The 13,806-nt window shown below is 71.6% G+C and carries 15 protein-coding genes; 12 read left to right on the forward strand and 3 right to left on the reverse strand.

What is annotated here, in order from left to right; translation table 11 throughout:
• On the reverse strand, nucleotides 1–597 hold a 597-nt coding region (locus ABIC52_RS11570), incomplete at its 3' end, for a hypothetical protein (protein WP_354027386.1).
• Between the two features lie 198 nt (nucleotides 598–795).
• On the opposite strand from ABIC52_RS11570, the gene ABIC52_RS11575 reads away from it, so the two are divergent.
• The 10 genes from ABIC52_RS11575 (at nucleotide 796) to ABIC52_RS11620 (ending at nucleotide 10,544) form a co-directional block, all read left to right on the forward strand.
• Complete coding sequence (locus ABIC52_RS11575; RefSeq protein WP_354027387.1) at nucleotides 796–1,536, forward strand: tetratricopeptide repeat protein; 741 nt, start codon at nucleotides 796–798, stop codon at nucleotides 1,534–1,536.
• Between the two features lie 25 nt (nucleotides 1,537–1,561).
• Nucleotides 1,562–2,539, forward strand: a complete 978-nt coding sequence (locus ABIC52_RS11580) for an HAD-IIA family hydrolase (RefSeq protein ID WP_354027388.1) — start codon at nucleotides 1,562–1,564, stop codon at nucleotides 2,537–2,539.
• A gap of 10 nt (nucleotides 2,540–2,549) precedes the next feature.
• Entirely contained in the window at nucleotides 2,550–2,822 is a 273-nt protein-coding gene (locus tag ABIC52_RS11585) for a hypothetical protein (protein WP_354027389.1), read from the forward strand.
• The gene (locus ABIC52_RS11590) at nucleotides 2,815–3,654 is read left to right on the forward strand and encodes a TlyA family RNA methyltransferase (RefSeq protein WP_354027390.1); all 840 of its coding nucleotides are present in this window, start codon (nucleotides 2,815–2,817) and stop codon (nucleotides 3,652–3,654) included. Before ABIC52_RS11585 ends, ABIC52_RS11590 begins: the two co-directional genes overlap by 8 nt.
• Entirely contained in the window at nucleotides 3,651–4,574 is a 924-nt protein-coding gene (locus ABIC52_RS11595; protein WP_126892157.1) for an NAD kinase, read from the forward strand. Before ABIC52_RS11590 ends, ABIC52_RS11595 begins: the two co-directional genes overlap by 4 nt.
• The gene (gene recN / locus ABIC52_RS11600) at nucleotides 4,571–6,265 is read left to right on the forward strand and encodes a DNA repair protein RecN (RefSeq protein ID WP_354027391.1); all 1,695 of its coding nucleotides are present in this window, start codon (nucleotides 4,571–4,573) and stop codon (nucleotides 6,263–6,265) included. Before ABIC52_RS11595 ends, recN begins: the two co-directional genes overlap by 4 nt.
• 230 nt (nucleotides 6,266–6,495) lie before the next feature.
• Nucleotides 6,496–8,217: a CTP synthase gene (pyrG, locus tag ABIC52_RS11605; protein ID WP_126892155.1), complete on the forward strand. Its 1,722-nt coding sequence runs from the start codon at nucleotides 6,496–6,498 to the stop codon at nucleotides 8,215–8,217.
• Nucleotides 8,218–8,315: 98 nt separating this feature from the next.
• On the forward strand, nucleotides 8,316–8,915 hold the full coding sequence (locus ABIC52_RS11610) for an NUDIX domain-containing protein (protein ID WP_342342918.1): 600 nt from the start codon (nucleotides 8,316–8,318) through the stop codon (nucleotides 8,913–8,915).
• A complete protein-coding gene (locus tag ABIC52_RS11615) occupies nucleotides 8,912–9,511 on the forward strand; it encodes a DUF1349 domain-containing protein (RefSeq protein WP_126892154.1) in 600 nt (199 codons plus the stop codon). Before ABIC52_RS11610 ends, ABIC52_RS11615 begins: the two co-directional genes overlap by 4 nt.
• Nucleotides 9,512–9,551: 40 nt before the next feature.
• Nucleotides 9,552–10,544 carry a site-specific tyrosine recombinase XerD gene (locus ABIC52_RS11620; protein WP_354027442.1) on the forward strand — a complete coding sequence of 331 codons (993 nt, stop codon included), beginning with the start codon at nucleotides 9,552–9,554 and terminating at the stop codon, nucleotides 10,542–10,544.
• 12 nt (nucleotides 10,545–10,556) lie between these two features.
• Here ABIC52_RS11620 and ABIC52_RS11625 read toward each other — a convergent pair whose 3' ends face one another.
• Complete coding sequence (locus ABIC52_RS11625) at nucleotides 10,557–11,000, reverse strand: DUF2510 domain-containing protein (protein ID WP_161972659.1); 444 nt, start codon at nucleotides 10,998–11,000, stop codon at nucleotides 10,557–10,559.
• Nucleotides 11,001–11,129: 129 nt separating this feature from the next.
• Between ABIC52_RS11625 and ABIC52_RS11630 the strand changes: the two genes are divergently transcribed.
• Both ABIC52_RS11630 and ABIC52_RS11635 read left to right on the forward strand, forming a co-directional pair.
• On the forward strand, nucleotides 11,130–11,606 hold the full coding sequence (locus tag ABIC52_RS11630; RefSeq protein WP_354027443.1) for an ASCH domain-containing protein: 477 nt from the start codon (nucleotides 11,130–11,132) through the stop codon (nucleotides 11,604–11,606).
• A 92-nt stretch (nucleotides 11,607–11,698) separates the two neighbouring features.
• Nucleotides 11,699–12,745: a hypothetical protein gene (locus ABIC52_RS11635; protein WP_354027392.1), complete on the forward strand. Its 1,047-nt coding sequence runs from the start codon at nucleotides 11,699–11,701 to the stop codon at nucleotides 12,743–12,745.
• On the opposite strand, the gene ABIC52_RS11640 is transcribed toward ABIC52_RS11635, so the two are convergent.
• The gene (locus ABIC52_RS11640) at nucleotides 12,746–13,780 is read right to left on the reverse strand and encodes an LLM class flavin-dependent oxidoreductase (protein WP_435526076.1); all 1,035 of its coding nucleotides are present in this window, start codon (nucleotides 13,778–13,780) and stop codon (nucleotides 12,746–12,748) included. It lies immediately after the preceding gene.
• Nucleotides 13,781–13,806 lie beyond the last annotated feature (26 nt).

Genomic DNA, 13,806 nt, shown 5'->3' on the forward strand with positions numbered 1-13,806 from the left:
TTCCGTGGTCGTGATGACCGTGCGCCGTTCCGTGGTGGCGATGACCGTCGTCCTTCGCGCGATGGTGACCGTCCCTTCCGTGGTCGTGATGACCGTGCGCCGTTCCGTGGTGGCGATGACCGTCGTCCTTCGCGCGATGGTGACCGTCCCTTCCGTGGTCGTGATGACCGCGCGCCGTTCCGCGGGGGTGATGACCGTCGTCCGCAGCGTGATAGCGGTGACCGTCGTCCGTTCCGTGGCGGCGATGACCGTCGTCCGCCGCGTGATGGTGACCGTCGTGATGACCGCGCGCCGTTCCGTGGCGGCGATGACCGTCGTCCGCAGCGTGACGGCGGTGATCGTCGCCCGTTCCGTGGTGGTGATGACCGTCGTCCGCCGCGCGACGGTGACCGTCGTGATGACCGCGCGCCGTTCCGTGGTGGTGATGACCGTCGTCCGCAGCGTGACGGTGACGAGCGTCGTCCGTTCCGTGGTGGTGATGACCGTCGTCCGCAGCGTGACGGCGCAGACCGCCGTCCGTTCCGTGGTGGCGACGACCGCCCCCGCCGTGACGACGACCGCGGCGACCGCTCCCGCTTCGGCGACGGCTCCCGGCACGCCGGCGCTCGCTTCGGCGAGGCCGCCCGCGACGACTGGGAGGACCGGGACCCGTACGGCACCCGCTCCGTCCGTCCGCGCCACGACGACCCCGAGATCGACGAGAGCGTCTCGGCGCGCGACCTCGACCCGGCAGCCCGCGCAGAGCTCAAGACGCTCAGCAAGGACAACGCGGACTGGGTCGCGAAGCACCTCGTCATGGCGGCGCTGCTCGTCGACGAGGACCCGGAGACGGCGAACCTCCACGCCCTGAGCGCCGCTCGTCGTGCCGGCCGTGTCGCGGTGGTCCGGGAGACCGCGGCCATCACCGCGTACCGCACGGGCGACTTCGCGACGGCGCTCCGCGAACTGCGCACGTACCGCCGCATCTCCGGCAAGAACGACCAGCTGCCGATGATGGTCGACTGCGAGCGGGGTCTCGGCCGCCCGGAGCGCGCGCTCGAGCTCGGCCGGTCGATCGACCGTGCTGCGCTGGACACGGCGGTGCAGGTGGAGCTGGCGATCGCGATGTCCGGCGCACGGATCGACCTGGGCAACCCGACGGCGGCGCTCGGTGAGCTCGAGATCCCCCAGCTCGACCCGACGACGGCGTACAGCTGGTCGCCGGCCCTCTACAGTGCTTACGCGGCCACGCTCGAGGAGCTCGGCCGCCAGGACGAGGCCGACGAGTGGTGGGCGCGGGTCGACCGGGCCGCCGCCGCCCTGGCCGAGATCGCCGACGAGAACGCATGGGAGACTGTCGATGTGGTCGAGGAAGAAGTCGAAGGACACGACGAGCACGACGCCGTCGTCGGTGACGAGTCCGTCGCCGGTTACGAGCACGGAGCCGGAGCGCTCGACGACACCGACCAGCTCGGCGACGACGTCGACCCCGACGACGACCTCGGCGAGATCGACGACGACAACCCCCGCGACGTCGACGGCTCAGCAGCCGACTGACGTCCCGAAGCCGCCGAGGGACGGTGTGGACGTCGTCCTCACCGACCTCGACGGCGTCGTGTACCGCGGGCGGAACGCGATCCCGCACGCGGTCGAGGCGCTCACGCGCGCGTCGCTGACGGCTCGGGTCGGCTACATCACGAACAACGCCTCCCGCCGTCCGTCTGACGTCGCCGAACACCTGCAGGGCTACGGGCTCGAGGTCTCGGTGGACGATGTCGTGACCTCGTCGCAGGCGGGTGTCCGTCTGCTCGAGACACTTGTGCCGGCCGGGTCCACCGTGCTGGTCACCGGCGGCCTCGGGCTGACGAGCATCGTCGAGCAGGCGGGCTTCACCGTGACGACGAGCGCCGACGATGCTCCGGCAGCGGTCATCCAGGGGTTCTCGCCGGACCTCGGGTGGACGCACCTGGCGGAGGCCTCGTTCGCCCTCGCCGACCCGGACGTGCCGTGGGTCGCGACGAACATGGACTGGTCGATCCCGGTGGAGCGTGGGATCGCGCCCGGCAACGGCACGCTCGTGTCCGCGGTGCACCAGGCCGTCGGGCGGATGCCGGTGGTGGCCGGCAAGCCGGAACGTCCGATCTTCGACGCCGCGATCGCCCGGTTCGGCGGGGAGCACCCGCTGTTCATCGGTGACCGCCTCGACACGGACATCAAGGGTGCGAACGACGCGGGCATCCCGAGCGTGCTCGTGCTGACGGGGATCGACCAGGCGAAGCAGGTGCTCGCGGCGGACCAGCGCTCGCGGCCGACCTACGTCCTGCAGGACCTCCGCGGACTGTCCGAGCCGTACCCGGTGACGGTGCGGCGTCAGGACGCGGACGGCACCCGGTACGTGTCGGTCGGCGACGCCACGGTGGCGATGCACGGGCACGTCGTCCGGGTGCTCGACAACGGCTCCCCGATCGACCTGCTCCGGGCGGGCGCGGCGCTCATCTGGGAGTCCGGGCTGGCGATCTACGGCCTCGACGTCGACCCGAAGCTGTACGGCGGCGAGTAGCGTGACCGACGTGCCCCACCCGCAGCAGCAGCCCGAGCCGCAGCGGCGCGAGCACCCGACGCCGCAGCCCGAGCCGCAGCAGGTGGACGACTTCGCGGCCCGCACGGCGGCAGCCGAGGCCCTGCCCCTGCCCGAGCGAGCCGATGCCTTCGCCGCGCTGCACGACGACCTGCGCACCCGACTCGAGGGCGGTCAGGCGCCGCAGGGACACAGCTCGGGTCGCGCTGCCGGTGCCTCGCAGGTGTGGGGGAGCGCACGCGGCGACGGCGGCACCGGTGCCTGAGCACGACGCGCACCGACCGGTCCGCCTGGACGCCCTGCTCGCCGCCCGCGGGCTCGTGCGCTCACGGACCGCCGCGGCGAAGCTGGTCCAGGCCGGCCGTGTGTCGGTGGACGGGACGGCCGTCGTGAAGCCCTCGGCCCCGGTCGCCCCGGACGCCGAGCTCGTCGTCGACACCGAGGACGAGTGGGTGTCGCGTGCGGCCCGGAAGCTCGTGCGTGCCCTCGAGGTCTTCGACGTCGACCCGAGCGGGCGCGTGGTGCTCGACGTGGGCGCCAGCACCGGAGGGTTCACGCAGGTGCTGCTCCACCACGGTGCCGCCCGCGTGGTCGCCCTCGACGTCGGGCACGGCCAGCTCGACCCGGTGATCGCGATCGACGAGCGGGTGCGTGTCGTCGAGGGGTGCAACGCCCGCGACCTCACCCCCGACACCTACACGGCACTCGACGACGCAGCACCCCGCACGAGCCTGGTCGTCGGTGACCTCTCCTTCATCTCCTTGCGCATCGTCCTCCCCGTGCTGGCGGACGCCGTGCCCGCCGACGACTTCGTGCTGCTCGTGAAGCCGCAGTTCGAGGTCGGTCGGGGCGGCGTGCGCGAGGGCATCGTGCGCGACCCCGCGCTCCGGAACGACGCGCTCATGAACGTGCTCTGGTCGGCGTGGGACGCGGGCCTCGGCACCGTCGGCCTCGCCGCGTCGCCCATCGTCGGGACGCACGGCAACCACGAGTACCTCGCGCACTTCCAGCGTCGTGTCGGGGGTCATCCGGCAGGATGGGGGAACCCGACAGCGTGGATCGATCGGGCCACCGAACTCACCGAAGGGGCTGCATGAGCGACGACGACCGGCACATCCTGCTCGTCTCCCACACGGGGCGACAGGACTCCATCGACGCCGCCGTCGAGGTCTGCGACCTGCTCCACGCCGCCGGACTCACCCCGGTGATGCCGTTCGACGAGTACGCCGACGTCCGGCGGGCCGAGGCGTCCGTCGGCCAGGTCCACATCCTGGGCGTCGACGTGCAGGCCGACCAGCTCGAGATCGTCATCGTCCTCGGCGGCGACGGCACGATCCTCCGTGCCGCCGAGCTGGTGCGCGGGACGGGCGCCCCGATCGTCGGCGTCAACCTGGGACACGTCGGGTTCCTCGCCGAGAGCGAGCGCGACGGGCTGCGCGCCACGGTCGAGCGTGCACTGACGGGGGACTACAAGGTCGAGGAGCGCGTGACGCTGCAGGTCGACGTGGTCGTCGGGCACGAGGTCGTCTACTCGTCGTGGGCACTGAACGAGGCCACGATCGAGAAGGCCTCGCGCGAGCGCATGCTCGAGGTCGTGACCGAGGTCGACGGCCGTCCGCTGTCGTCGTTCGGCTGCGACGGCGTCGTCGTGGCCACCCCGACCGGGTCCACGGCCTACTCGTTCTCCGGCGGCGGCCCGATCGTCTGGCCGGACGTCGACGCCCTGCTCATGGTGCCGCTCAGCGCGCACGCCCTGTTCTCGCGACCGATCGTCGTCGGGCCGGACTGCACGCTCGCGATCGAGGTCCTCCGACGCACGAGCGGCGTCGGTGTCCTGTGGTGCGACGGCCGTCGGACCCACGACCTGCCGCCGGGTGCCCGGGTCGAGGTCCGTCGTTCGCAGGACCCCGTCCGGGTCGCACGTCTGAAGGACGCACCCTTCACCGACCGTCTGGTCGCCAAGTTCCAACTGCCCGTCGCCGGGTGGCGCGGCCCGGCGACCGAGGACGACGCATGATCGAGGAGATCGTCATCTCCGACCTCGGCGTGATCGGCGAGACCACGCTCGAGCTCGGGCCCGGCTTCACCGTCGTCACCGGCGAGACCGGTGCCGGCAAGACCATGATCGTGACGGCGCTCGGGCTGCTGCTCGGTGCCCGGGCGGACGCCGGCTCGGTGCGCCGGGGTGCGTCGAGCGCGGTGGTCGAGGGACGCTGGCACGTGCCGGACCACGCCGCCGTCGCCGAGCGTGTCGAGGACGCGGGCGGAACCGTCGAGGACGGCGAGCTGATCCTCACCCGCACGGTCTCCGCCGAGGGCCGCAGCAGGGCGACGGTCGGTGGTCGCAGTGCGCCGGTCGCGGTGCTCGGCGAGCTCGCTGACCAGCTGGTGACCGTGCACGGGCAGTCGGACCAGATCCGCCTGACGTCGGCCTCGGCGCAGCGTGCAGCCCTCGACGGCTTCGGCGGCAAGGGGGTGCAGCGGGCACTGGACGCCTACGTCGCCGCCTACGACACCTGGCAGGCGCACACCGGCGAGCTGGAGACGCTCGTGCGCGACCGCGACGACCGGGTCGCCGAGGCCGAGCGGATCCGTGCCGCGTCGGACGAGATCGAGTCGGTCGACCCGCAGCCCGGCGAGGACGTCGAGCTCGCCGAGCGCGCCGAACGCCTCGGCAACCTCGAGGAGCTCCGGCTGGCCGCCGGTACCGCCCACGAGGCCCTGTCGAGCGAATCGCTCGACGGCGTCGCCGACGTGGTCGGCCTGGTCGAGGCGGCACGTCGGGCCGTCGAGCGCGTCGCCGGCTCGGACCCGGCCCTGCAGCCCGTGCTCGAGCAGCTGACCGAACTCGGGATCCAGGCCTCGGACGCGTCCGCCGGCCTGTCCAGCTACCTCGGCTCGCTCGAGCCCGACGCCGGCCACGACCTCGAGCTCGTCAACGAGCGTCGGGCGCTCCTGGCCGGCCTGACGCGCAAGTACGGCGAGACCGTCGACGACGTGATCGCCTACGGCCAGCGTGCGAGCGACCGGCTCCTGGAGCTCGACGGCGACGACGACCGCATCGTCGCGCTGCAGCAGGCGGTCGAGCAGGACGAGCAGGCCCTCGCACAGGCGGCCGCAGCGCTCACGGCGGCCCGGACCAAGGCGGCCGGCGACCTGGCGAAGCGTGTCACCGCCGAGCTGCGGACGCTGGCGATGGCCGGAGCGACGCTCGTCGTCGAGGTCACCGACGGCGGCGAGTACCGTCGGCACGGGCGTGACCAGGTCGCGATCCTGCTCCAGCCGCACTCCGGCACCGACCCGCGTCCGATCGGCAAGGGCGCGTCCGGTGGTGAGCTGTCCCGCGTGATGCTCGCGATCGAGGTCGTCACGGCGGGCAGCACGACCGTCCCGACCTTCGTCTTCGACGAGGTCGACGCCGGTGTCGGCGGCGCGGCGGCGATCGAGATCGGGCGGCGGCTCGCGAAGCTCGCCGAACGCACGCAGGTCATCGTCGTCACGCACCTCGCACAGGTCGCCGCCTTCGCGAACAACCACCTCAACGTCGTCAAGGACGCCAGCGGCGCCGTGACCTCGTCGAGCGTGCGGCGGCTCGAGGGCGAGGACCGGCTCCAGGAGATGGCGCGCCTGCTCTCCGGCCTGGGCGACAGCGCGAGCGGCATCGAGCACGCACGAGAGCTCCTCGACGTCGCCGGCCAGCGCGCCTAGCCGAGGGTCCGGCCTGGAGGCACGCCCCACCTCCGCCCCGCAGCATCGCCCGCAACACGCAACGGAGGCGGCTGCTCGCAGCGGTACAACGCTGCGCACCGTCGCCGACGTTGCGTTCCGCGGAAACGGGGGACGGCGCGGGGACGGCGGGGGTGACCGACCGGCGGGCGCAACGCCCGCGGCGAACGCAGGTCGCGCCTCCCGGCAGTTCTGACGTACGATGGAACCCCGTGGCGGACACTCTCAGCGGCGGAACCAATTCTTCGACCTCGACCCCGAAGGTCACGAAGCAGATCTTCGTGACCGGCGGGGTCGTCTCGTCCCTCGGCAAGGGCCTGACAGCGGCCAGCCTCGGCAACCTGCTCACGGCGCGCGGCCTCAAGGTCGTCATGCAGAAGCTCGACCCGTACCTCAACGTGGACCCGGGCACCATGAACCCGTTCCAGCACGGCGAGGTCTTCGTGACCGACGACGGCGCCGAGACGGACCTCGACATCGGGCACTACGAGCGCTTCCTCGACATCAACCTGTCGCAGGCGGCGAACGTCACGACCGGACAGGTCTACTCGACCGTGATCGCCAAGGAGCGGCGCGGCGAGTACCTCGGCGACACGGTCCAGGTCATCCCGCACATCACCGACGAGATCAAGCGCCGGATGCGCGAGCAGGCCGAGAACGACCCGCAGCCCGACGTGATCATCACCGAGGTCGGCGGCACGGTCGGCGACATCGAGTCGCAGCCCTTCATCGAGTCCGCGCGCCAGGTCCGTCACGAGCTCGGCCGCAACAACGTGTTCTTCGTGCACGTGTCGCTCGTGCCGTTCATGAGCGCCTCGGGTGAGCAGAAGACCAAGCCGACGCAGCACTCCGTCGCCGCGCTCCGCTCGATCGGCATCCAGCCGGACGCGCTCGTGCTCCGCTCGGACCGCCCGGTGTCGGAGTCGAACAAGCGCAAGATCGCCCTGATGTGCGACGTCGACGAGGACGCCGTGGTGAACGCGGTGGACGTCCCGTCGATCTACGACCTCCCGACGCTGCTGCACGATCAGGGCCTCGACCAGGTCATCATCGACGCGCTGAAGCTCGACGCGCACGACGTCGACTGGTCCGCGTGGAACCCCGTCCTCGACGCGGTGCACGAGCCGAAGAAGCACGTCACCATCGCGCTCGTCGGCAAGTACATCGACCTGCCGGACGCCTACCTGTCCGTCACCGAGGCCCTCCGTGCGGGCGGCTTCGCCCACAACGCGAAGGTCACGCTGAAGTGGGTCGTGTCCGACGACTGCACGACGCCCGAGGGTGCCGCGAAGCAGCTCGGCGACGTCGACGGCATCTGCGTGCCCGGCGGGTTCGGCGTGCGCGGCATCGAGGGCAAGCTCGGCGCGCTCCGCTTCGCGCGTGAGCAGGGCATCCCGACGCTCGGCCTGTGCCTCGGCCTGCAGTGCATGGTCATCGAGTACGCACGCCACGAGGCCGGCCTGACCGACGCGTCGAGCACCGAGTTCGACCCGGAGACCTCGACGCCGGTCATCGCGACGATGGCGGAGCAGGTCGACATCATCGCCGGTGGCGACATGGGCGGCACGATGCGCCTCGGCCTCTACCCGGCGCACTTCACCGACGGGTCGCTCGCGGCCGAGCTGTACGGTGCGTCCGAGGCATCGGAGCGTCACCGTCACCGCTACGAGGTGAACAACACCTACCGCCAGCAGATCGCGGACGCCGGCCTGGTGTTCTCGGGCACCTCGCCCGACGGCACCCTGGTCGAGTACGTCGAGCTGCCGCGCGACGTGCACCCGTTCTACATCGCCACGCAGGCGCACCCGGAGCTGCGCTCGCGTCCGACGAACGCGCACCCGCTGTTCGCCGGGCTGGTGGACGCGGCGATCGCGCGGCACGAGGCGTCCAGCCTGTTCGACCCGGCCGAGGAGTCGGCGGAGGTCGTCGCGTAACGCGACCGGACGGCTGACGGGAGGCGCGGTGCCAGCTGGCACCGCGCCTCCCGTCCGTCCCGGGAAGGGCTGACGGGGGTGCGTGCCAGGATGGGCAGGTGACTGACGCTGACGCTCCGATCGCCGACGAACACGCCTCGTACGAGGTCACCGACTCCACCGTCGTGTACGAGGGAGCGGTCTGGGACGTCCGCCGTGACCACGTCGACTACGACGGGCACGACATGGTGCGTGAGTACATCGACCACACCGGGGCCGTCGCCGTGTTCGCGGAGGACGACGAGGGCCGCGTCCTCGTCATCCAGCAGTACCGGCACCCGGTGCAGCTGCGCGACTGGGAGCTGCCGGCCGGCCTGCTCGACCACGAGGGCGAGGACCACCTGACCGCCGCGCAGCGGGAGCTCGGCGAAGAGGCCGACCTCGAGGCGGACCACTGGGAGCCCCTCGTCCGGTACAACACCTCGTCCGGCGGCAGTGACGAGTTCATCCAGGTCTACCGGGCCCGTGGGGTCCGCGCGACGGCCTCGGCGTTCGAGCGTGAGGCGGAGGAAGCCGACATCGTGACGCGGTGGGTGCCGCGTGCCGAGCTCGTCGAGGGCATCCTGGCCGGGCGCCTGCGGAACTCGGCGCTCGTGGTCGCGACCCTCGCGGTCGACGCGATCGAGCGGGGCGCGGGCGAGCGGAGCACGACGGCGTGACCGCCGACAGCGGGCTCGGTGCCCTGCTGCGGGACGGGCACTGGACGCACGAGCCCGTCGCCGTCGAACCCGTCGTCGACCGCGCTGCACTGCTCGTGACAGCGGAGGAGGGCAGCGACGCCTGGCGGACGACCTCGTACGGGTTCGTCCACGACTCGGAGCATGCGCTCCTCCGACCCACCGACCGCGCGTTCGCCGTGGAGGTCTCGTTCGTCCTGGACTTCGCGGAACAGTTCGACCAGGCCGGGGTGTTCCTGCGGGTCGACGAGCAGGAGTGGGTGAAGGCGGGCGTGGAGTTCTCCGACGGGCTGCCGCAGGTCGGAGCCGTCGTGACGCACGGCACGTCCGACTGGTCCGTCGCACCCGTGCCGTCCTGGACCGGGCGGGTCGTGACGGTTCGGGCGAGCCGGTCCGGTGACGCCGTGACGATCCGGGCCTGGGCCGACGGCGAGGAGCCTCGGCTGGTGCGGGTCGCACACCTCGACCCGGACGCCGTCGTGTCAGCCGGCCTGTTCTGCGCCGCACCCACCCGGGCCGGGCTCACGGTGACCTTCACCGCCTGCCGCGTCGGCGAGCCGGACGCCGGGCTGCACTGACGACCTCCGCAGGGCGGTCCCGCACTAGTTTTGTGGGGTGATCCCGCTCGACCGTGCCACCGACACCTACCTGCGGCACGTCGCCGTCGAGCGTGGGCTCTCGCAGCACACGGTCGCCGCCTACCGACGGGACCTCGCCGTCTTCGCGGAGTGGCTCGCCTCGACGCCGGCGGTCGACTCCGCGGGCGCGGACCGGGCCGGGGGAGCGGAGGCGCTGACGGACGTCGCACGCCTCGCCCGCGCGGACGTCGCCGGGTTCGTCACGCACCTGACCTCGCGCCCGGAGCAGCCGCTCGCGCCCCGGTCGGTGGCCCGGATGCTCAGCTCGGTGCGGTCCTTCACCGCGTTCGCCGCAGCCGAGGGCTGGCTACCGCTCGACCCCGGCACCGCCGTCCGTCCGCCGAAGGCACCGTCGCGACTGCCGAAGGCGATCTCGGTGCACGACATGGAGCGGCTGCTCGGCGCCGCGGGCACCGCGGACGACGACCCCGTGCAACTGCGGGATCGGGCGCTCCTGGAGCTGCTCTACGCCACGGGGGCGCGCATCTCCGAGGCGGTGGGGCTGTCGGTGGACGACGTCACCACGCTGTCCGACCCGGAGGACGACGCGGGCGACGGGCTCGCGGTCGTGAAGGTCACCGGCAAGGGGAACAAGCAGCGCATCGTGCCGCTCGGCAGCTTCGCGCGGGCCGCGGTCGACGCGTACCTCGTGCGGGCGCGGCCCGTGTTCGCGGCGCGTGGGGCGTCGACCCCGGCGCTGTTCCTCGGGGCACGCGGCGCCCGGCTGTCGCGGCAGAGCGCCTGGCTCGTGATCCAGGCGGCGGCGGAGCGGGCCGGGATGGCTTCGCACGTGTCACCGCACACCTTCCGGCACTCGTTCGCGACGCACCTGCTCGAGGGCGGCGCGGACGTGCGCGTCGTGCAGGAGCTGCTCGGGCACGCGAGCGTCGCGACGACGCAGATCTACACGCTCGTCACGGCGGACATGCTGCGCGACGTGTACCAGACGGCGCACCCGCGGGCGCGGCGGTAGCGGCCGCCGGGCTCAGAACAGGTGGAACTGTGCCGACGCGGCGACCACGCCCGTGGCGACCGCGACCACGAGTGCGCTCGCCGCAGCGCTCCGCCAGAGCACCCGCCAGCCGCCGGTCGCGCCGGGACGGACGATCGCGAGGACGCCCGTGACGACGGCCAGCGTGCTCGCGATGCCGACGGGGTTCCACACGACTGACACGGCCGCGAGCAGGACCGCGACGAGCGCCGCCGCCCCGACCCGCTGCACGGAACCGCCGGACGCCCAGGACCCGGTGCGGACCGATGCGCCCTCGACGGAGAACGACGGCCCGGCCGGTGCGACGACGACCGGTGCGACGGGCTCCTGCCGTGCCGGGAGCACCCGCGTCGCCCCGCCCCACGCGTGGCCGTCCCACCACCGGAGGCGGTGGGCGTCCTGGGGGTCCGGGAACCAGCCGGCGGCCGGCAGCGTCACGGGGTGCTCCTCGAGGGTGCGGTGGATGGTGCACGTCCACGCTACGCAGCCGGGAGGCACGGCCACAGTCCCACAGCGGGTGTCGGCAACAAGGGGGACCGGCCGCACCTGCGCTACGGTCGGTCGGTGATCACCGCCGACGCCGAGACCCTGTCCGCCTTCTGGGCCGCCCGCCGCGACGAGGCACCGGAGCTGCCCGAGACCGTGCCGGAGGCGTGGGCGTTCGGCGCGACGCCGGACCACGCGGACGGCCTGCTCGACCTGGTGCTCCGCGGCATCAAGGACGGCACGGCGTCGTCGATGTGGGACTACGAGGCGACGGGTGACGCGCTGCCCGAGGTCGGCGAGCTCAGCGTCATCCTCGACGGGCGGGGCGAGCCCCGAGCCGTGATCGAGACGACGGACCTGCGGGTCGTCCCGTTCGACCAGGTCGGCGAGGAGCACGCCCGCGCCGAGGGTGAAGGTGACCGCACCCTCGCGTACTGGCGCGCAGCGCACGAGCGCTACTGGCGTGAGCACTCCGAGAACCCGCGCGGGTTCGAACCGGACATGCCCGTCCTGTGCGAGCGCTTCCGCCTGCTGTGGCCGAGACCCTCGGCGAGCTAGTTCCATGCCCTCGAGCGGCTCCTGTGTCGGCGCTTGTGCGGACACCCGTCTTGGGGTCGCCACGCTGCAATTATGAAGCCATGCTGTAGGGCATGGAGTCGACGACGATCTACCGAACTGAACCGATGGCTACAAGAGCGCTCGGCGCGGAAATTCGGCACGATCACGGTCGTTTCGTTGCTCTCTTGGAGCGGGTGAGCGGCCTGCAACTCGATGCATTCAAATCGGTCGACTGCGAGGTTCGAAGGCTGGTCGAGAGCGACGAGAAGAAGCGGAAGTCTGTTCGTATCGATGTCGAGCTCCAGTTCGGGACCCAAGGTGCGGGAAATACGCGTCTGGTGGGAATCGAGGCGAAGCTCGACCACGAGTTGACCCCGACCCAGGTCGACGAGCAACTGTCGGCCCTAGGCAAGGAGGGGGCGTTGTTCGTCCTCGTCCCACGGAAGAGTCTTGCTCCCGCATGGCTCGAGCAGCGCGAGCGTGTGTGGCGGATCGACTGGGAAGAAACGATTGCCTGCTTCGCGGAACCGCGTTTGCGTTTGGAGGACATCAACGGCGAGGGTCGGCTCCTCAAGACCACTGCGGAGGCTTGGCTGACAGCGTTGCATCTTGACGAACGGCTTGAGGACTGGGACGTAGAGGTACGACGCGGAGGCAGTGGGATGCCATCGGTCGTGTTCGAATCGAAGGCCCTGCCGGATGGCAAGTGCATCCGGGGCCAAATTCAGGTCGTTGGCCGCAGGATGCCTGATCACGAGGATGACATCAGGTTCGAGGGTTTCCTCGGAATCTCCGTGAACGGAACGGACAAAACGGACTTCCCGTACTTCAGACGGGCAGCCACGCCTCCCGCGTGGATCGGGCATCTCGAACGGCTCCACACATCTGTACTCGAGGGTAGCCACGACATCGCCCAGTTCAGTCAGCGCGCCCCGGGGGGTAGCAAGAAGGACCGAGGCAAGTGGAAAGCGGGACTTATCGAGCGGTTCATGAAGAAGCGATCGTGGCTGGCGAAGGGCTACACGGACTGGTCGCTCGGCCCGAAGACTGTCGACCACACGAAGGAACAACTTCCGGGACTTGCCGACCTGATCGTACGAGTTGCACGCGGTTGGGAATCGGCCGAACGGGCCGCTTGATCAGAACGCGGGGACGGGCGCCGCGTCGACCTCGTCCATGACGGCCCTCGTCGCTGCGAGCAGCCGGGCGTTGAACTCGACGCCGAGCTGGTTCGGCACGGTGACGAGCACGGTGTCGGCAGCGCGGACCGCGGCGTCGGCGGCGAGCTCGGCCACGAGCTGCTCCGGCTCCCCGATGTACGAGCGACCGAAGCGGGCGAGCCCGCCGTCGAGGTGCCCGACCTGGTCCTGCCCCTCGACCTGCGCCCGCACGCCGAAGTAGTGCCGCGACTCGTCGTCGGTGATCGGGATGATGCTGCGCGACACCGAGACGCGCGGCGTCCGCTCCCAGCCCATCTCGCTCCACGTCGTCCGGAAGCGCTCGATCTGCTCGGCCTGCAGCTGGTCGAACGGCACGCCGGTGTCCTCGGTGAGCAGGGTCGACGACATGAGGTTCATGCCCTGCTCGGCCGTCCACTCGGCGGTCGCGCGGGTCCCGGCACCCCACCAGATCCGGTCGGGCAGCGTGTCCGAAAGCGGGGACACCGACAGCGACCCTGCCGATCCGGTCATCTGCGGGTTCGCGTGCGCCATCGGCTCGCCGGCGATCGCGCGGCGGAACACGTCGGTGTGGGAGCGTGCCATGTCGCCGCCGTTGGTGTCGTGCGCCTCGGGCACGTAGCCGAACTGCTGGTACCCGGCGAGGGCGGTCTCGGGTGACCCCCGCGAGACGCCGAGCTGCAGTCGGCCGCCGGAGATGAGGTCGGTGGCCGCGGCTTCCTCGGCCATGTAGAGCGGGTTCTCGTACCGCATGTCGATCACGCCGGTGCCGATCTCGATGCGGCTGGTCCGGGCGGCGATCGCCGAGAGCAGGGGGAACGGCGCGGCCTGCTGCGGAGCGAAGTGGTGCACGCGGAAGTACGCGCCGTCGACGCCCGCCTCCTCGGCTGCGACGGCGAGGTCGATCGCCTGCACGAGGGCCTCGCGGCCGCTGCGGACCCGGGAGCCCGGCACGTCGCGCCAGTGCCCGAAGGACAGGAACCCGATCTTCGTCATACCGATGCGAACGCATGCTGCTGCGG

It is taken from the genome of Curtobacterium oceanosedimentum (assembly GCF_040545555.1).
Taxonomy (GTDB): Bacteria; Actinomycetota; Actinomycetes; order Actinomycetales; family Microbacteriaceae; genus Curtobacterium.